This window comes from Paenibacillus barengoltzii NBRC 101215, from assembly GCF_004000745.1.
GTDB classification, from domain to species: domain Bacteria; phylum Bacillota; class Bacilli; order Paenibacillales; family Paenibacillaceae; genus Fontibacillus; species Fontibacillus barengoltzii.
In genome coordinates, this window is the sequence record NZ_BILV01000040.1 from 17,399 (window position 1) to 34,427 (window position 17,029).

General features: G+C 51.4%; 15 protein-coding genes and 1 pseudogene. 4 read left to right on the forward strand and 12 right to left on the reverse strand.

The features are described 5' to 3' along the window. Positions 1–73 precede the first annotated feature (73 nt). The 6 genes from PBA01S_RS23345 to PBA01S_RS12435 form a co-directional block, all read right to left on the reverse strand. The gene (locus tag PBA01S_RS23345) at positions 74–157 is read right to left on the reverse strand and encodes a putative holin-like toxin (protein ID WP_371859529.1); all 84 of its coding nucleotides are present in this window, start codon (positions 155–157) and stop codon (positions 74–76) included. A gap of 173 nt (positions 158–330) precedes the next feature. Then, entirely contained in the window at positions 331–1,521 is a 1,191-nt protein-coding gene (locus tag PBA01S_RS12415; protein WP_164744153.1) for a restriction endonuclease subunit S, read from the reverse strand. Further along, positions 1,514–2,983 (reverse strand): type I restriction-modification system subunit M, encoded by a 1,470-nt coding sequence (locus PBA01S_RS12420; protein WP_127576088.1) that lies wholly within the window; start codon positions 2,981–2,983, stop codon positions 1,514–1,516. Before PBA01S_RS12420 ends, PBA01S_RS12415 begins: the two co-directional genes overlap by 8 nt. Before the next feature lie 60 nt (positions 2,984–3,043). Then, positions 3,044–3,376, reverse strand: coding sequence for an EamA family transporter (locus tag PBA01S_RS12425; protein WP_255315351.1), 333 nt, complete (start codon positions 3,374–3,376; stop codon positions 3,044–3,046). Positions 3,377–3,795: 419 nt separating this feature from the next. After that, a complete protein-coding gene (locus tag PBA01S_RS12430) occupies positions 3,796–5,568 on the reverse strand; it encodes an ABC transporter ATP-binding protein (RefSeq protein WP_127576089.1) in 1,773 nt (590 codons plus the stop codon). 27 nt (positions 5,569–5,595) lie between these two features. Beyond that, positions 5,596–6,558 (reverse strand): phosphotransferase family protein, encoded by a 963-nt coding sequence (locus tag PBA01S_RS12435; RefSeq protein ID WP_127576090.1) that lies wholly within the window; start codon positions 6,556–6,558, stop codon positions 5,596–5,598. Between the two features lie 148 nt (positions 6,559–6,706). Here PBA01S_RS12435 and PBA01S_RS12440 point away from each other — a divergent pair, with 148 nt between their 5' ends. Continuing rightward, positions 6,707–7,210, forward strand: a complete 504-nt coding sequence (locus tag PBA01S_RS12440; protein ID WP_016312346.1) for a hypothetical protein — start codon at positions 6,707–6,709, stop codon at positions 7,208–7,210. Between the two features lie 93 nt (positions 7,211–7,303). Here PBA01S_RS12440 and PBA01S_RS12445 read toward each other — a convergent pair whose 3' ends face one another. Next, on the reverse strand, positions 7,304–7,603 hold the full coding sequence (locus PBA01S_RS12445; RefSeq protein WP_016312347.1) for a HesB/YadR/YfhF family protein: 300 nt from the start codon (positions 7,601–7,603) through the stop codon (positions 7,304–7,306). A gap of 581 nt (positions 7,604–8,184) precedes the next feature. On the opposite strand from PBA01S_RS12445, the gene PBA01S_RS12450 reads away from it, so the two are divergent. Then, positions 8,185–9,942, forward strand: coding sequence for an ABC transporter ATP-binding protein (locus PBA01S_RS12450; RefSeq protein ID WP_016312348.1), 1,758 nt, complete (start codon positions 8,185–8,187; stop codon positions 9,940–9,942). A 4-nt stretch (positions 9,943–9,946) separates the two neighbouring features. Next, positions 9,947–12,019 carry an ABC transporter ATP-binding protein gene (locus PBA01S_RS12455; RefSeq protein ID WP_127576091.1) on the forward strand — a complete coding sequence of 691 codons (2,073 nt, stop codon included), beginning with the start codon at positions 9,947–9,949 and terminating at the stop codon, positions 12,017–12,019. A gap of 52 nt (positions 12,020–12,071) precedes the next feature. Here PBA01S_RS12455 and PBA01S_RS12460 read toward each other — a convergent pair whose 3' ends face one another. The 3 genes and pseudogenes from PBA01S_RS12460 to PBA01S_RS12470 all read right to left on the reverse strand — a co-directional run bounded on the left by PBA01S_RS12460 (position 12,072) and on the right by PBA01S_RS12470 (position 14,544). Then, entirely contained in the window at positions 12,072–12,977 is a 906-nt protein-coding gene (locus PBA01S_RS12460) for an S-layer homology domain-containing protein (RefSeq protein ID WP_174844483.1), read from the reverse strand. Positions 12,978–13,144: 167 nt separating this feature from the next. Then, positions 13,145–13,321, reverse strand: a pseudogene (locus PBA01S_RS12465) (OPT/YSL family transporter); the annotation flags it as partial. A 179-nt stretch (positions 13,322–13,500) separates the two neighbouring features. Next, positions 13,501–14,544 (reverse strand): CobW family GTP-binding protein, encoded by a 1,044-nt coding sequence (locus tag PBA01S_RS12470; RefSeq protein WP_085169465.1) that lies wholly within the window; start codon positions 14,542–14,544, stop codon positions 13,501–13,503. Between the two features lie 190 nt (positions 14,545–14,734). Between PBA01S_RS12470 and PBA01S_RS12475 the strand changes: the two genes are divergently transcribed. Continuing rightward, a complete protein-coding gene (locus tag PBA01S_RS12475; RefSeq protein WP_016312354.1) occupies positions 14,735–15,247 on the forward strand; it encodes a MogA/MoaB family molybdenum cofactor biosynthesis protein in 513 nt (170 codons plus the stop codon). An 85-nt stretch (positions 15,248–15,332) separates the two neighbouring features. Here PBA01S_RS12475 and PBA01S_RS12480 read toward each other — a convergent pair whose 3' ends face one another. Together PBA01S_RS12480 and PBA01S_RS12485 are read right to left on the reverse strand one after the other, a co-directional pair. Continuing rightward, the gene (locus PBA01S_RS12480; RefSeq protein ID WP_085278751.1) at positions 15,333–15,872 is read right to left on the reverse strand and encodes a hypothetical protein; all 540 of its coding nucleotides are present in this window, start codon (positions 15,870–15,872) and stop codon (positions 15,333–15,335) included. Positions 15,873–15,964: 92 nt separating this feature from the next. Further along, entirely contained in the window at positions 15,965–16,963 is a 999-nt protein-coding gene (locus PBA01S_RS12485) for an acrylyl-CoA reductase family protein (RefSeq protein ID WP_127576092.1), read from the reverse strand. Between the last annotated feature and the right edge of the window lie 66 nt (positions 16,964–17,029).

The window sequence follows — 17,029 nt, forward strand, 5'->3', positions numbered from 1 at the left end:
GCAACAGATTGCCTCAAAGGCGGTCGGCGTGTTGGTTAGAGGTAGACCCCGGGTCCAACAAACTCAAGGGGGTCTACTTCTTTTTATCGAAGGACAGCAGCACGATCACAAGGACTGCAAAAGCAATCATCAAGCTTAACGCCTCATACACTGTCATGGCATCACCTCCTTATCCGGAGATGAGCCAACCACCCTTGAGCGCCGTATTCTATTGCTCTATCATTTTACCATGAAACTACCAAACATGAGTATCCTTTCCTATCGCTTTCGGCCTACTCTATAACTTAAAAAGATCTGATAAACGTTCTCCACCATTGTGATCCCAATCTTTTAGTCCTCGAAATACTCGGCCATCAAGCTGTCGAACAAGGTCTGTGTCTCCTCAATCGCCTTTTTGACCAGGGCTTTTTGCTCCTCGATCTTCGCCACGATGGTGGCGAATTGGTTTTGGAGGTGGAGGGGGGGGAGAGGGACTGATAATTCTAGTAGCTGCTGCTTAGTAATAGCTTCCCTAGTTGCTCCCCCGGCACCAGCTATTGATAGCAATTGTTTCTGATAACTTTCGGTTGTGAACATGTTAGAAATATATTCTGAGTTTGCTATATCTTGATTGAGCCTAATAATTGATACATGTTGATTTACTCTAGCTGGAAGGACATCATCCGGGACGATGCAAGATCGAGCCACAGAAGCACCTGTAATATTTATCAATACATCTTTTTTCTCTACAATAACACTATTTAATTGATTTGCTTGTTCGTCATTAATATAAGCTAATTGTTCATATTTAAAAATACCATTATGAACATTCATACTGCGTATTAAACTAATGCCATTACTCTGATAACTTTCCTTACCACCTTTAGGTGTTGCACCAGAGCCTACTTTAGTAGTTATATTGATTAAGTTATCTACTCTCCAGCCTTTATCATTTAAAATCGGATCCCCAAACATCTCATAAAACACTGATTTGATCAGACTATCCAACTCTGCAAGCTGCTGTTTACGCATAGCAAGAAGCTCCGCAGCGGTGTCTAGGGTTTTGGCGATTTGTTTTTGTGTATCTTTTGGAGGGAATGGCAACTCAACTTGTTTTACTATCGTGGAGTTTAAGTTGTTTACTACTCCTCCTACAGCTAAACTTTTGAATTTTTCATAAATTGATTTGCTACTAAGCACATAATACAGAAATTCTTTATGATAGAAATTGTTTTTATCTCTTAGTAATAACCAACCGTCATGAATGCAACCGTCTGTTTTTAGGATATAAGGTCTACCAAAACTCATTGAATTTGACAGAAGAAAATCTCCAGGTTGAACATATCTTGATTTTTTCATCCCCGATGTAATTATCTTTTGCTTCGTTTCAGTAATATACTTACTATCAGGAGATGCATCCCCAATTTTAATCCAATTTATACCATTCGGATCCTCTGTTATGAACTTCTCTATTGGTCTTGGCGAACCACCACGTTCAACGTCACACACATCCCCCAACTTCACCTTCTCCCACTTACTCACCAATAAGCCCCCTCAACTCCTCCATCTTGGATGCAATATCGATGCTTAGTTCGTCAAGACGAGTCATAATGACCGCAGGCGGATCGTAGACTACCTTCTCGTACACGACTTCTTTGTAGCGGTTGATCGACAAGTCATAGCCGTTCGCGGCGATGGCAGACTTGTCCACCAGGAAACTTTGCTCCGTTGGTTTGCGGTCCTGTTCAGCTTCGAGGTTATGGAAACGCGCCAAAATATCGGGAATGTCGTTGGCTTCAATCGGCGAACGTTTGTCATCCAGCGAGTAGCCATCGGCCTTCATGTCATAAAACCATACTTTATCCGTGCCGCCGGCTCCGGTTTTGGTAAACACCAGTACGGCAGTGCTGACGCCAGCATAGGGCTTAAATACGCCGCTTGGCATGGAAATGACCGCTTGCAGCTGATGGTTTTCAACCAGTTCTTTTCGAAGTGATTTATGCGCTTTGGTCGAACCAAACAACACGCCATCCGGTACGATACAAGCACAACGCCCGCCTTTACGCAGGAGACGCAAGAATAGTGCAACAAACAGTAGCTCCGTCTTTTTCGTATCGCAGACCGTTTTTAAATTATCGTTAATGCTTTCAGTGTCAACGGTTCCGGTAAAAGGCGGATTCGCTAGAATGATATCGTAAGCCGATGAGATCGCATTTTGCTTGGACACACTGTCTACATACTCAATGTGAGGTTGGGTAATGGAATGCAGCATCAGATTCATCGCTGACAATCGCAGCATCGTGCGGTCTGTATCAAACCCCGTGAACATTTCTCCGGCAAAATGCTCCCATTGCTCACTTGTCATCTCGGCCTCATACTTTTCGCGAATATACTCCGCAGACGAGACAAGAAAACCGGCTGTACCACAAGCAGGATCACAGATTTTATCATTTGGTGTCGGGGCTAACAAGCGTACCATCATGTCACGAATATGCTTTGGCGTACGGAATTGGCCGTTTTGACCGGATGTTGACAGCTTGCCTAACATATACTCGTAGAGGTCCCCTTGCATATCAAGGTCTTTGATATCATACTCGTACAGTTCATCCAAGCCGGTAATGATTTTTTGCAGCACTTGCGGGGTAGGAATCAGGAACATCGCATCCTGCATATAGCGTGAAAATGCCGACGAGTCCTCCCCATTCAGCGTTTTGATAAATGGAAACACCTTGGTGCCGACGATATCGTAGATGATGCGCGCATCCTTGGTCTTGAACTTGCTCCAACGCATCAACTGTCCTTCTTCATCCTGCGGAAAAATTTTCGGCATCGGTTGGCCGCTGATCGCTTCGAAGCTCTCGTTCTCCAATTCCTTCTCATCCAAGGAACGAATAAACATTAAATATGTCAATTGTTCAATGACCGTGATTGGATTGGTAATACCACCAGCCCATAGATCGGTCCAAATTTTATCTACTTTATTGCGAACTTCCCCTGTTAGCATGATGTTAGCTCCTATCTGTGTATGTTCCTGTTATGCGCAAACTCTATCAGAATAGTTCTATCATACCAGAAAAAAACATCCTAAATAGAGTGATCTAATCACACTTTTGCTTACAGCACCATAACCAGCGTACCAATCGTGATCAAAATAGAACCAATCAGCGACTTGTATGTAAAATTCCTCATATAAGAAGATTACTGCCAGAACCAGTGTGATGACGATGCTTAATTTATCGATTGCCACAACTTTGGAGGTATGTCCCAATTGAAGGGCTTTAAAATAACAGAGCCAGGATGCACCGGTCGCCAAGCCGGACAAGATCAGGAACATCCAGCTTTTGCGGCTGATCTCAGACAGCCCGCTCTGGGCGTGGTAAGGTACACCATCCCCCAAGCCATAATAACCACCACAACCGTACGAATCACCGTCGCCAAATTGGAGTTAACCCCCTCAATGCCAACCTTCGCCAAGATTGAGGTGAGCGCCGCAAAAACGGCGGATAACAATGCAAGTATAAACCACATTACGCGTGACTTCCTTTCACTTTTCTTGGGAATATAGAGTTACTTTTAACACGATCGGTCGGCCCATAACGGAACTTTTTTCCTTTATTTCACCCGTTCGAACGATATCCGAGTAAATAGCGGTAAAATGTGTCTTTATTCCCCGGCCGTTACTGCAGAAACCGGCCTTCCGGCTGATCACCACGTGCATTAGCGGAACTTTTTTCCCTTATTTCACCTGACCTGGCCAGAAAGGCGCGTAATAGCGCCCTTTTATGGCCTTATCCGGAGAGTGGGCAACCCAACCGCTCACCCCAGCTCCACACTCTCCGCCGGGCTGAGGTGCTGGATGTTGTACAGCTGTGCGTATACGCCGTCCGGGATCGCCATCAGCTCGTCGTGGGTGCCGCGCTCGACGATTTCGCCGTTCTTCAGCACGAAGATCTGATCGGCGTGGGTGATCGTCGACAGTCGGTGCGCCACGATCAGCGTCGTGCGGGCGCGCGAGAGCTGCTGCAGCGACTGCTGGATCAGGTGCTCCGACTCCAGGTCGAGCGCGGACGTCGCCTCATCGAGCACGAGGATTGGCGGGTCCTTCAAGAAGACGCGGGCGATGGCGATCCGCTGCTTCTGCCCGCCGGACAGCTTGACGCCGCGCTCCCCGACCTCGGTGTCGTAGCCCTGTGGCAGCTGCATGATGAAATCATGCGCGTTCGCCGCGCGAGCTGCCTCGATTACCTCGTCCTCGGTGGCGTCCGGCCGGCCGAACAAAATGTTATCGCGCACGCTGCCGCTAAACAGGAAGTTGTCCTGCAGCACCATGCCGATCCGGCTGCGCAAGCTTTCCATCGTCCACTCACGGACGTCCCGGCCGCCCACCGTCAGCGTCCCCCGCTGCACGTCATAGAACCGCGGGATCAACCCGACCAGCGACGATTTCCCGCCCCCGCTCATACCAACGAAGGCAACGGTTTGGCCGGGATTGACTTCGAGCGAGATGTTTTTTAGCACCCATTCGCCGTTTTCCCGATATTTGAACCACACATCCCGGAACATTACGCCATGGCTGCCCTGCGGCAGAACCTTCGCATCCGGCGCATCGGTCATATCATAGGGTTCCTCCATCAGTTCAAGCACCCGCTCCCACGAAGCCGAAGCTTGCGTTAATGTGGTTGAGGAGTTAATTAACCTCCTTAACGGTGCATATAGCCGATCGAGATACCCAAAAAAGGCGACAAACGTCCCCAGCGTCAAATCGCCGTGAATCACCTGATACCCGCCGTACCCAATCACCAGCAGCGGCGCGATATCGGTCAGCGTGTTGATCACGGCGAACGTCCAAGCGTTCCAGCGGCTGTGGGCTAACGCTTTTTGCAGAAACCGACCGTTCGTCCCTTCAAACCGCTTCCGATCATGACGTTCCAAGGCAAAGCTGCGGATGACGGAGATGCCCTGAATCCGCTCATGTAAATAAGCCTGGATCCCAGCGAGCGCTGCCGAACGGTCTTTGGTCAGCTTTTTCAAACGCTTGTACAGCACTTTCACCGCGATCGCGTACAACGGGAAGATCGCAATGGCCACCAGTGTCAGCCACGGGTTCAAATAGAACATAAATCCCAGAACGAACACCAGCGTAAACATGTCCAGCCACACGTTCATCATGCCGACTTCGACGATGTTCTTGGTCTGCTCAGCATCGTTGATGAAGCGGGAGATAATTTCCCCCACCTTCGTATTTTGGTAGTATCGCAGAGACAACCGCTGCAAATGGGCGTACAGCTTGTTCCGCAGATCAAACAAGATCCGAGCCGTGATCAGCTGAGCAAAATACTGCCGTGCATATTCCACCGGACCGCGCACGATCACAAACAGGAACAGCGTAGCCCCCAGTACGATCATCAACTGCGACACCTTCTGCTCCAGCGCCATTGCACCGTTCAGTAAAATATCGTCCACGACGTATTTCTGCACCAGCGGCAGCAAGGATGGGATGCCAAACTTCAACATCCCTATAAACAAGGTAAGTAGAATCCATTTCGTATAAGGCCTAACGAACGTCAAATAGGCTTTCCAATGTTTCAATTTGTTAGCACATCCTCTGTTGATTTCTTAGCGTTCGGCGGCGTAAGTATCCAACTTCCGAACCAGTCGCTCCGCGTATTCATCCAAACGGCGGGCGAGAAGCTCCGGCGTTAACCCGTTCAATCCCAAATCCGGCCACCCTCGATACACTTGGGGCGGACCTGGCAGCACTTCGATCAGGCATAGCATATCCCAATAGGGATCGTTTACGTCGCACCTCACCCGCCGGGCATAAGCAAGATAGTGATCCAAAAAAGTATCCGCCGCCTCCACCCCATACATCTGTACGAGATTCAACCGACAGTGGCCTGTATCAATCCCGGCCGGCCCCATGCACGCGTTCACCCAATCGACGACACCGCTGACCTGCCCCTCTCGCCACAATACGTTAGCCGGGTGGTAATCGCGATGAATGAATTGCGACATGTACGTTGGCACAGGTCCTTGCACGCGGTCAATCATTTTCCGCCATGCCTCAGGAACACGGGACCACTGGGGCACCGTCAATCGGGATACCTCATTATAGGTAAAATAGTTCCACCGGATTGGCGAAGCTTCCACCGCGTGGATCTCCGCCAACATCCGGGCGAGCCCGTCCAGCCAATCCAATCGATCTGCCGGGTTCAGCACCACCTGACCGGGCAGATAAGACATTAGCATAGACGGCACGCCGCAAGCGCTGCCGTCAGGATCACAGGCAAGCGCTTGCGGCGACGGTAGACCCGATGCACTAGCCGTCTGCAACGCCGCTGTCTCGTGCAACGCGAGCTCCGGCTCTTCCCGCAGCCACTCCCGATTAGTAAATTGTCTAAGCACGACTTCGTGGCAGGCATCTCCTTGGGTTATTTTCACCCCATAAACCACCGATGAAGTGCCTCCCTTCAAAGAAACCACCGAGACCACTTTGGCGCCTTGCCCCATCTGTTCCTCGATCCAACGCTGCGTTTCCGGGGATGGCCCAAGAGCTTCTCGCTCTATGTTAGATGTCATTCGCTATTTCCTCCTTCCCGTATAAAAGCCGATTTTCGCGCAGCAAAGCTGAATTTATCAACTGGTTATGGTATACTCCTTAATAAATTGAGTTGTCGTAAGATACTTAAGGCAGCAATGAGTTACAGGCCGTTTTAGGAGGATGACCATGTCACGCCGATTTGTGATCGAAGCCGTGATGGTGGCGATATATGGTGAATTGCTGGTGCCGAGTGCGCCTGTGGAATATATTGTACCTTACAACACCGTCATGGAGCTTTATGAATTTCAAAATAGTCCCGAGCCGCTGATGAACGACCCCGTCGATGATATGCACGTGAAGCAGAAAATCAGCGAATTGATCGCCTACCTTGAAGAACCGCTGAATCGCAAGAAGCTGGAGCGGGCACTCACGATTCCTTGGGCTAAGAGTCCTTCGATCTTATTCGGTGATCATGTCACCTGGACCGTGGTGAACGCGGTGGACAACGAACAATACGGAGAGTTCCTTGATCCGATCGAAACGGAAATCGTACTGACCGCCCATCGGGAGAACGTGCCAGTCCTGACCGATCAGCTGGAGTTGATCCGGCGGATTATTGAAGCCGAGGTGCCAGTACAAGTATATGATATCGGCGATTTTGAATTTGCGATGGAAGACAGCATTATTTGACGATTGACGAGCCCGCTCCCGTCCGTCTGAAACTTCAAAGGAAAAGGCCCGTCGATGAACGGGCCTTTGGGTTCTTGCGCTTATTGCCATGGTTTAATTCGATGCCGCAACCTCATATTCATATTCGATGTCACCCAACTGCTGATCATAGGTCACGTTGAGATGATACCCATCGAGATACCACATATCCTGCTCTTCCATGTAGAACGTTATCCCCTCGACTTCGGCTTTGATCCCCGGGGATACAGGTTGATCCACGTCGATTCCTAGCGAGAAGCCCGGATGCAGCTTGCCTCCCGCACTATAGCGTGCAAAGAAGCGGATTGCCTGACCTTCCTGTAGTCCCAGTTCCTGCTTAAACCATGCTACAGCTTCGTTGCTCACATGAATCATGATCGTTTCTCCTCCTCTATCTATCTATCCAACCTTCTTGGTGCTTCAGGTGAAACTACAACGGTATAAATAATTCCATACCGTCTTCCCTTTTATTGTAGTCGATACCGAGCCAAAAGCCAAACCTTTGTTCGACGAAGTTTCGAAGTTTTGCATAGTTACTGAGAAAATTAATGTTTGACATCTTCTTTTGTGCGATGCTAAAATCGGGAACATACGAGATCGCATTCAATTAATTACCATTCAAGAAAGGGTGAAGCACGGTGTTTAAAGTGAAATTAGTGTCTATGTATCTTTCTGCGCATCACAGTACACAACTAAATACCGGAGCAACCCCTGCAGGATTGGTTCATCTCATGCGATAACCGCCCCTTTGGCTTCATTTCTGGTTATTAGGGTAAACGTGATATCATACACGCTGAGGTTGCTTATCATAAGTAACGGACGCGACATATGTTATGGTTTTAAGGCATATCGTTTTCGGACGATATGCCTTTTTGCGGTTTTTGGCAGGTTTCGGACACTTGTAGAGGTTCTCCCGCAGGTATGGCAATCGGGAATTCAAAGGAGGAAACCCCACTATGTTTTCGGTTTTAAAAAATTTGGGTTGGTTTTTCAAACGGGAAAAAAGGCGGTACATCATCGGCTTGTTCCTGCTCATCTTTGTGGGCATCGTGGAACTTGCCCCGCCGCGGCTGCTTGGCAGCGCCATCGATGAAATCGTGGCCGGCACGGTCACTTGGGCATCATTAACACAATATATTTTACTCATTATCGGCGTACTGATCTTCATTTATCTCATTACGTACATATGGATGCATTCCCTGTTCGGGGGCTCGAACCTGGTCGAGCGGCTGCTTCGCACTCGGTTTATGAGCCATTTGCTGCGGATGACGCCGCCGTTCTTCGAGCGGAGCCGCACCGGCGACCTGATGGCCCGGGCGACCAACGATTTGCGGTCGGTGGCCACCACCGCCGGTTTCGGGATGCTGACGCTGACCGACTCGACGGCATACCTCACGGTCATCTTCCTGGCCATGAGCACGCTGATCAGTTGGAAGCTGACGTTAGCGGCGATCATCCCCCTCCCTTTTATCGCCCTGGCGATGAAAATTTACGGGAAAATCATCCATGAGCGATATACCTTGGCTCAGGATGCCTTCGGGGACATGAACGACCAGGTACTGGAATCGGTCGCCGGGATTCGGGTCATTCGCGCCTATGTTCAGGAGCGTAATGATGAGAAACGTTTTGCGGAAATCACAGATGACGTGTATAAGAAAAACTTGGCCGTCGCCAAAGTTGATGCTTATTTTGAACCTACGATCCGCTTATGTGTTGGACTCAGCTATGCCATCGGGCTCACGTACGGCATTTATCTTGTCTTTCAAAATGAACTGACGCTGGGCGATCTCGTAACCTTTAATATGTACCTCGGCATGATGATTTGGCCGATGTTTGCGATCGGCGAACTGATCAACATTATGCAGCGCGGCGGCGCTTCGCTGGACCGCGTTAACGAAACGTTAAACGTAAAGCCGGACGTCGAGGACGTTCCGAACCCGGTTCCGGTGGAAAGACCGGAAACGATCGAGTTCAAAGATGTGACCTTCCGTTATCCGACGTCAACGATCAATAATCTCGAGCATATCAACTTAACGATTAAACGCGGCGAGACGCTGGGCATCGTCGGCCGGACCGGCAGCGGGAAATCCACCCTGCTCAAGCAATTGCTGCATGAATATCCAGTGGGCAGCGGCGAACTGACGATCTCCGGCGTGCCGATTCAGCAGATTGCCTTGAAACGGCTGCACAGCTGGATCGGTTATGTACCGCAGGAGCAAATTCTGTTCTCCAAGACGGTACGGCAAAATATCCAGTTCGGCTACCCCGGTGCGTCCGACGAGAAAATTATGGAGGCGATTCGCACCGCAGCCTTCGACCAAGATCTCGGGACCCTCTCTGACGGGCTGGATACACTGGTCGGCGAGAAAGGTGTCGCCCTCTCCGGCGGCCAGAAGCAGCGGGTCTCCCTGGCGCGGGCGTTTATCGCCGATCCGGAGCTGTTGATTCTCGACGATGCCCTCTCCGCAGTGGATGCCCGGACCGAGGCGCGGATCATCGAGAACATCCGCAGCAAGCGCGCCGGCAAAACGACGCTGATCTCCACGCACCGCCTGTCCGCCATCGAACACGCAGATTGGATCGTCGTGCTGGAGAAAGGCAAAATTATCGAAGAAGGTACTCATGATATGCTGCTGCAGTTAGGCGGCTGGTACCGTGAACAATACGAACGTCAACAGGTCGAATCGAACCTGACTGACGGGGAGGTGTCTTAAAGCGATGCACACCCATACGGGAAAAGCACTTTTCAAATACGCCTTAACGGCGAAAAAAACATTTATCCTCGCGCTCGTCATGCTGGCGATTGGGGTCGCGGCCGAACTGGCCGGCCCATTTATCGCTCGTACGATGATCGACGATCATATGCTGGCAATCGAGCAGCCGTTTTACGAAACGACGGTCAAAGACAAATATACCGCCACGTACGATGGCCGCAACTTTAAGCGCGGCGACCGCTTTGCCGAAGGTGAAGCCAAAGGCAACGAGGTCCGCATATTGCAGGTCGGTAAAAGCTTCGTCTTCGTGGAATCGGCCGTCCCGGACGTCTCCGGCGATCGCAGCTTTAAAGACGGCGTCCTGACCCTCACCCGGAAGGACGGCGCAAGCACGCAATATCCGGCGCAACAACTTAGCGCGTCTGGTCTGTTTGCTTTTTACAAGCCGGAGGTTCCTGGCATTCTGTCGCTGATCGTCTGGTATTTCGTTTTCCTAGCTGTTGCCATTGTGATGGAATTTGGCAAAACCTACTGGCTGCAATCCTCAGCCAACCAAGTCATCCGCAAGCTGCGCATGGACGTCTACGCCCATATTCAGCGGCTGCCGGTGCATTTTTTCGATAATCTGCCTGCCGGGAAAGTGGTCTCCCGCGTCACCAACGACACGGAGGCGGTGAAGGAATTGTTTATCGCCGTGCTGGCCAACTTCTTCTCCGGTGTGATTAACATGCTGGGCGTGTACGTCGCCTTGTTTATTCTGGACGTGAGATTGGGCCTCATCTGCTTATTCGTCGTGCCGATCATTTATCTGTGGATCGTTTTCTACCGTAAATTCGCGACGAAATATAACACGATTATCCGCTCGCGGTTGAGTGAAATCAACGCCATCATCAATGAATCAATTCAGGGGATGTCGATCATCCGAATCTTCCGCCGTGAAGAGCAAACGAGGGAAGAGTTCGAGAACCTGAACAGTGATTACATGAAGCACCAGAACAAGATGCTGAACTTAAATGCCTTCACTTCGCATAACCTGGTGAATGTCCTGCGGAACGTAGCATTTGCGACCGTACTTTGGTATTTCGGTGCAGCGCAGCTTGGCGGTTCCAGCGTCATATCGCTTGGCGTACTGTATGCCTTCGTTGATGTGCTTGGACGGTTGTTCCAACCGATCACCGGGATGGTCAACCAGCTGGCCGCGCTGGATTCCTCAATGGTTTCCGCCGGCCGGGTGTTCGCGCTGATGGACGAACCGGGTGAGCCCGTCGTAGACGGCTCGATGCCGCGCTATAAAGGCAATGTAGAGTTCAAAGATGTCTCGTTCGCTTACAAGAAAGACTATGTGTTGAAAAATATTTCCTTTGAGGCGAAGCAAGGCCAGACGGTTGCTTTGGTCGGACATACCGGCTCCGGTAAAAGCTCGATCATCAACCTGCTCTTCCGGTTCTACGATCCGCAGAAAGGCACGATCACCATCGACGGCACACCCGTCACGGAGCTGCCGAAGCAATGGATTCGCCAGCATATGGGGATTGTTCTCCAGGATCCATACCTGTTCACCGGGACGATCCTGTCGAACGTCACGTTAGGTGACGAACGCATCTCTCGCGAGAAGGCGGAGAAAGCGCTAATCGACGTTGGCGCGGACCGGATCTTGGCTCACTTGCCGAAGGGTCTGGACGAACCGGTCGTGGAAAAAGGCAGCACGCTGTCCGCCGGCGAACGTCAGCTGATCTCCTTCGCACGGGCATTGGCCTTTGACCCGGCAATCCTCATTCTCGATGAGGCGACGGCCAACATTGATACGGAAACCGAAGCGTTGATTCAATCCGCGCTGGAGGTACTAAAACGAGGCCGGACGACGTTCATCATCGCCCACCGTTTGTCAACGATCCGCAGTGCCGATCAGATCCTCGTATTGCACCGTGGTGAAATCGTCGAGCGCGGCACACACGAAGAGCTGCTGGCCCTCGGCGGACGGTACTATCAGATGTACCGGCTGCAATCGGGAGCTGTCGAAGCACCGGCCGCCCCCGGTGCCGGTCCTGCCGTCTCTCCGGTAGCAAATCCGAGTTAAACACAAAACAACCGTTCCTTAAAATGTAGGAACGGTTGTTGTTTTTTTGTCGTTATTCGGACAAACGCTTAATTTTTACCTGGTACTCGCTGGATACGAACGTCTCTGCTTTCGTATCGGTAATGACTTGAATATAATCCATATCCGGTTCAGGGGATTGCAGCTCATAATAAACCGTAGCGGTTTTCCCGGAGAACTCAACATTCGCAACGCGAATGCCATACCCCGGATTCGGTTGTTGGGCCCGGGTCAAGACGACCTTATTGATTTGGTCATTCACTTTTTCGACTTCAAAGCTCACCTGATCCTGCACGTTTTGCTCCGCTTCCTTATGTTTGCCTACGAATTCCGCAGCATTGTGAACGAGCCGTGCTGCTTCAATCCGCGTAATCGCTTGCTTTGGGTGAAACTTCCCTTGCTCGTCCAGACTTGCGATCTTCATCAGCAACAAGGTCTGAATGCTGTTCGCATAATCCGGATTCATTTGGTCGGCATCGGCGACCTCAATAAACATTTTAATGGTCGGGTAATTTCCCGTAACGTTAATGGCTTGCATCAGTAGGTCGGCGAAGGCTTCTCGGCTCAGCTGGCTATTTGGCGCAAAATCCTTCGGTAACTTGATGCCGTTATCCTCTGCAATCCGCAGCGAGGCTGCGTACCATTCGGTATGACCCGAAGGTGGCAGTGCGCCTTCAGCTTTCGGCTTGAGTTCCAGCGCCTTTACAATCATATGAATACCTTGCGCACCGGTCAGCTTGCCGAGCGGAACGAAATGGTCTTTCGTGATCCCTTGAATGATCCCTTTCTGTTGCAGCTCTTCCGTCAGCTTCGCGTCCTGTCCGTGCACATCGCTGAAGGCGGACACGGAGGAAGCCAGGAGCAGCGAACTGGTCATCATCAGGCTGGCAGCCAGTTTCATTTTGCGGTAATTTTTCGATTTTAGATTTGCTTTCTTCATGTCTTTATCACCTCTGCCCTCCTAGACGGCCTGTCCACCAGAAAGGTTGCACTTCTTTTCCCTTTTTTAAGATTTACAATAGGTTCACGTTAACCCAGATCGGCACCTTCTGCCGTTCTTCTGCCCAGCGAAGCCAGCCATTGGCTTCCAAGATCTCGATACCCAGCGCCAAAGAATCCAATCATCGGGATCAGCACCAGCCAGGCCAATATCCCGCCAGCCAGCATCTGGCCTGCGATCCGCGGGCCAATAATATAGCCAACGCCCAGCAGCGCGGGATACGTATCCATCCCGATGACGGCGTTTCGAAAACGAAAGATCGTGGTTTCGATCTCCGTCTTAAATCACACATAATGGATGAACTTCGCCGCGTTTTTTGATTTTCCATTCACGTGAATCTCTCTCTTCAAGAAAAAGCAGTTTTAGATTGCCCCGGGGAGAATTAATTTAATCGACACTATAATGAAGAAAACCGCGATAGACTCGCGGTTCTCTTCTTTTGCCTGGACTAACGTTTGTTATTTCATTCCGATGCGTTGTGCTCCAGAGCGCGCAATCGCTGCGCCAGCTCCTGCTTGTCGAAGTGCTCTCCGATAAACACGGCCACGTCAGGGACATCCCCTTGCGGCGTAATTTTCAGGTAATCCGCTTCCCGGTACGCATATTGGAACAGAAAGCGGCTGGCGGTATCGGTAAATCGCAGAACCCCTTTGCCGCGATACACTTCCCGAGGCAACTCAGCAATAAAACGCTCAAAATCCTCACTGTCCACGGGTCCGTCAAAATAGTGCGTATAGACGGTCACGTGCTCATGCGATGCGTGAGGATGGGCATGATCATGATTGTGATCGTGATGATGCGCTTCTTGATGATCATGGTGATGATCATCCCCCTCGTGATGATGAGGGTGATGATCGTGGATGTGACCCTCATCATCATGAGTAGGGTCATGAGTTTGGGAGTGTGCCCATAATGACGACACCTCCACATCACATTTCACCGCTGGGATGATCTGAGCGTAAGGATTCATGCGGCGAAGAAACGCGGTCATTTCCTGCTGGCGATTCGGCTCCAGCAAGTCGATTTTATTCAGGATTAATACGGACCCGCAGCGGATTTGCTCCACCATCAGCCGGTAGGTTTTCCCCTGCTGGGATGCGTACAGCTCAGCCAGATGGGCTGCATCCACCACCGTCACCATCGGCTTGATGTCCAGTTTGAGATAGAGCGACACTTCCGTCACGGCATCAAAGATTTCCATCGGATTGCCTGCGCCCGTCGCCTCGATCACGATCAGATCCGGCTTCTCCCCTTCGATCAATTCCGCCATCTGTACGCTTAAGTCACCGCGAATCGTGCAGCAAATACAGCCGCCCAGCATCTCTGCCATCGGCACTTCGTTGGAAACCAGCAATCCATCGAGATTCACGTCTCCGATTTCGTTCATGATCACGGCCGGACGAAGCCCCTGCTCCTGCCAATAACTGATCAGCCGCTGGAGCAGCGTCGTTTTGCCGCTTCCTAAAAATCCGGACAATATGTAAACGGGTGTCACCCTGTTTCCCACCTTAACAACCTCCTGCCATCGGGATATAAGGATAAAATCATTCGAATGCGAGTGTACACCATCCACCCCGGACATGCAACTCCATTTCCTTCCCCCGCCTGAAGCTCCACTCCGGTACAAGCTCACGCTCCTAGCTCGTCAAACATGATACAATGGACTTAACCTCCAAAGAAAGGAAGAAGCGAACACGATGAGATCCGTTGATGAACACCGGATGGAAGCGCCGGATGAAGTATCTTGTTTCGTCATTACTGTCTCTGATACACGGACGGAAGAAACCGATACCAGCGGCCGGTTGATCCAAGATCTGCTTCGGCAGAACGGGTATCATATAGCCCGCTATGTGATCGTGAAGGACGAATATGACGGTATCCGCCAGTTGCTGCGGGAAGCCGCTTCCGATCCCGCGATCGAAGCGGTTCTGCTGAGTGGCGGCACCGGCATCGCGCCGCGGGATACGACGTTTGAGGCGGTGCGCAGCCTTCTCAACAAAGAGATGCCCGGGTTTGGGGAAATTTTCCGTTACCTCAGCTTTACGGAAGATATCGGTTCGGCCGCCATCCTCAGCCGTGCAATCGCCGGAACGATCGGCAATACGGCGGTTTTCTCCATGCCCGGTTCCCAGGGCGCGGTGAAGCTGGCGATGGAACGGATTATCCTTCCCGAGCTGCGTCACGTCATGCGTGAAATTTATAAGAAATAAGAAATAAAACGCAAAAAACCAACCGCTCTCCTTCCTTAAACGAAGGGAAGCAGTTGGTTTTTTATATGAGGCTCATGCTTTGTCATTACTTCGATCGATTATTCATTTGCGCCAGCAATTTATCAAATATCGTCTGAATCTCTTCTCGGTATGGACTATCCTTCTGCGCGCTGGACGAGTAAACCAAGGCAGCATTGTCCTTCACCGAGATGACCGCAGCCTGGCTGGAGACCGACTGGGCGGAGACTGCCTTCTTGCCATCACCAGTTCCATAAATTTCGGAAATTTCGCGAATCCGATCCTGTTCGCTCGGAAATACGTGTACGATTATAAAATGCCGCGCATCCCCGTTAATAAAATAACTGTAGCTAATATTCCCGTCCAGCCCTTCGGCATAGGTTTCATGGGTCAGTTTGATCCCACGCTTCGCACATTCCGCTTTCAATGCTTGCAGCAGTGCTGTGTTCAGCGTCTTTCCGGTCGTTAATTGGCGTTCGTTCCCTTGCCGATAGCTTTGCATGCTATATTTGTTCATCTCTTCCTTGGCTACCCGTTGCACATTCCCGCATCCTACGGTTAAAGAGAGCGCCAAGGCGATTCCCAATCCAACCTTCCACCATCTCATTGGTATCCCATCCTTTATCCTAAGCTAAGCCAGCTTCGGCCGATGGTGTTAGGTTGTCTCAAGATTCCCCAATTTATACCATGGATTCCGTTTCAGTTGATGCAGGAGATGACTTGGCGCCCGATGGCTTCCCCGGCCAGTACGGTACGAAGCGCCTCCGGCAGCTTCTCCAGCGGATATTCGGTGATGCCACCAGCCAGCACCGACTCCGGCTTCCACGGTCCGGCCAGAAGCTGCCACAGCTCATGCCGCAACGGTGCCGGACAAAATACAGAATCGATCCCCAGCAAATTCACCCCGCGTAAAATAAAGGGGTACACGTTCGTTTCGATCCCGCTGCCGCCGGTTAATCCCGATAAGGCAATCGAGCCGCCATAGCGTACCGACTTCAGCAGGTCGGCCGTCATCGCTCCTCCCACCGGGTTAACGATGGCCGCCCAGCGCTCCTTGCCCAGTACGCCTTTGGCGCCCGAAGCCGCCTCCTCTCGGGAGAGGACCTCTGCGGCGCCAAAGGCTGCCAGCTTCTCCCGCGCCTGCGGCTTCCCAGTGACCGCGGTGACGGTGAAACCGAGCCGGCTGAGGATCGCCACGGCCATGCTGCCCACGCCGCCGGTGGCTCCGAGGACGAGCACCGGCCCTTGTCCGGTCGCCAGCCCATTGTCAAGCAGGCGCCGGACCGACAACGCTGCCGTAAACCCCGCCGTTCCGATCGCCATCGCGTCGCGGAACGAAAGGCCCTCCGGCAGCGGCACCAGCCAGTCGCCCGGGACACGGGCGACTTCGGCGAATCCTCCCGCGTGCGTTACACCCAGCCCGTAACCGGTGCACAGCACCCGGTCCCCGGGCTTCCACCGTGCATCGCGGGAGGCCGTTACCTCCCCGGCCAGATCAATGCCGGGGATAAAGGGATAGGTTTTAACGATTTTCCCTTCGGGGATACTTGCCAATCCGTCTTTATAGTTAACGCTGGAATAATGAACCTTGACAGTAACATCAGCGTCAGGAAGCGCCGAGAGGTCAATCTGTTCAACCCCTGACCGAAACCCGGACTCATCCTGGTGTACACGAAATGCTCGAAAGGATGAAATCATCCCCTCACTCTCCTTCCATTTGACTTATGTGCTTAGGATGAATGCTCTGTGTAACAAAAGAAAGCG

Excerpts from the sequence above, each read along its gene's own strand:
- PBA01S_RS12450 (WP_016312348.1), top strand. The coding sequence starts at position 8,185 with ATGTTTTCGGTTTTAAAAAATTTGGGTTGGTTTTTCAAACGGGAAAAA.
- PBA01S_RS12475 (WP_016312354.1), top strand. The coding sequence starts at position 14,735 with ATGAGATCCGTTGATGAACACCGGATGGAAGCGCCGGATGAAGTATCT.
- PBA01S_RS12440 (WP_016312346.1), top strand. The coding sequence starts at position 6,707 with ATGTCACGCCGATTTGTGATCGAAGCCGTGATGGTGGCGATATATGGT.
- PBA01S_RS12460 (WP_174844483.1), bottom strand. The coding sequence starts at position 12,977 with ATGAAGAAAGCAAATCTAAAATCGAAAAATTACCGCAAAATGAAACTG.
- PBA01S_RS12480 (WP_085278751.1), bottom strand. The coding sequence starts at position 15,872 with ATGAGATGGTGGAAGGTTGGATTGGGAATCGCCTTGGCGCTCTCTTTA.
- PBA01S_RS12485 (WP_127576092.1), bottom strand. The coding sequence starts at position 16,963 with ATGATTTCATCCTTTCGAGCATTTCGTGTACACCAGGATGAGTCCGGG.
- PBA01S_RS12420 (WP_127576088.1), bottom strand. The coding sequence starts at position 2,983 with ATGCTAACAGGGGAAGTTCGCAATAAAGTAGATAAAATTTGGACCGAT.
- PBA01S_RS12435 (WP_127576090.1), bottom strand. The coding sequence starts at position 6,558 with ATGACATCTAACATAGAGCGAGAAGCTCTTGGGCCATCCCCGGAAACG.
- PBA01S_RS12445 (WP_016312347.1), bottom strand. The coding sequence starts at position 7,603 with ATGATTCATGTGAGCAACGAAGCTGTAGCATGGTTTAAGCAGGAACTG.
- PBA01S_RS23345 (WP_371859529.1), bottom strand. The coding sequence starts at position 157 with ATGACAGTGTATGAGGCGTTAAGCTTGATGATTGCTTTTGCAGTCCTT.
- PBA01S_RS12455 (WP_127576091.1), top strand. The coding sequence starts at position 9,947 with ATGCACACCCATACGGGAAAAGCACTTTTCAAATACGCCTTAACGGCG.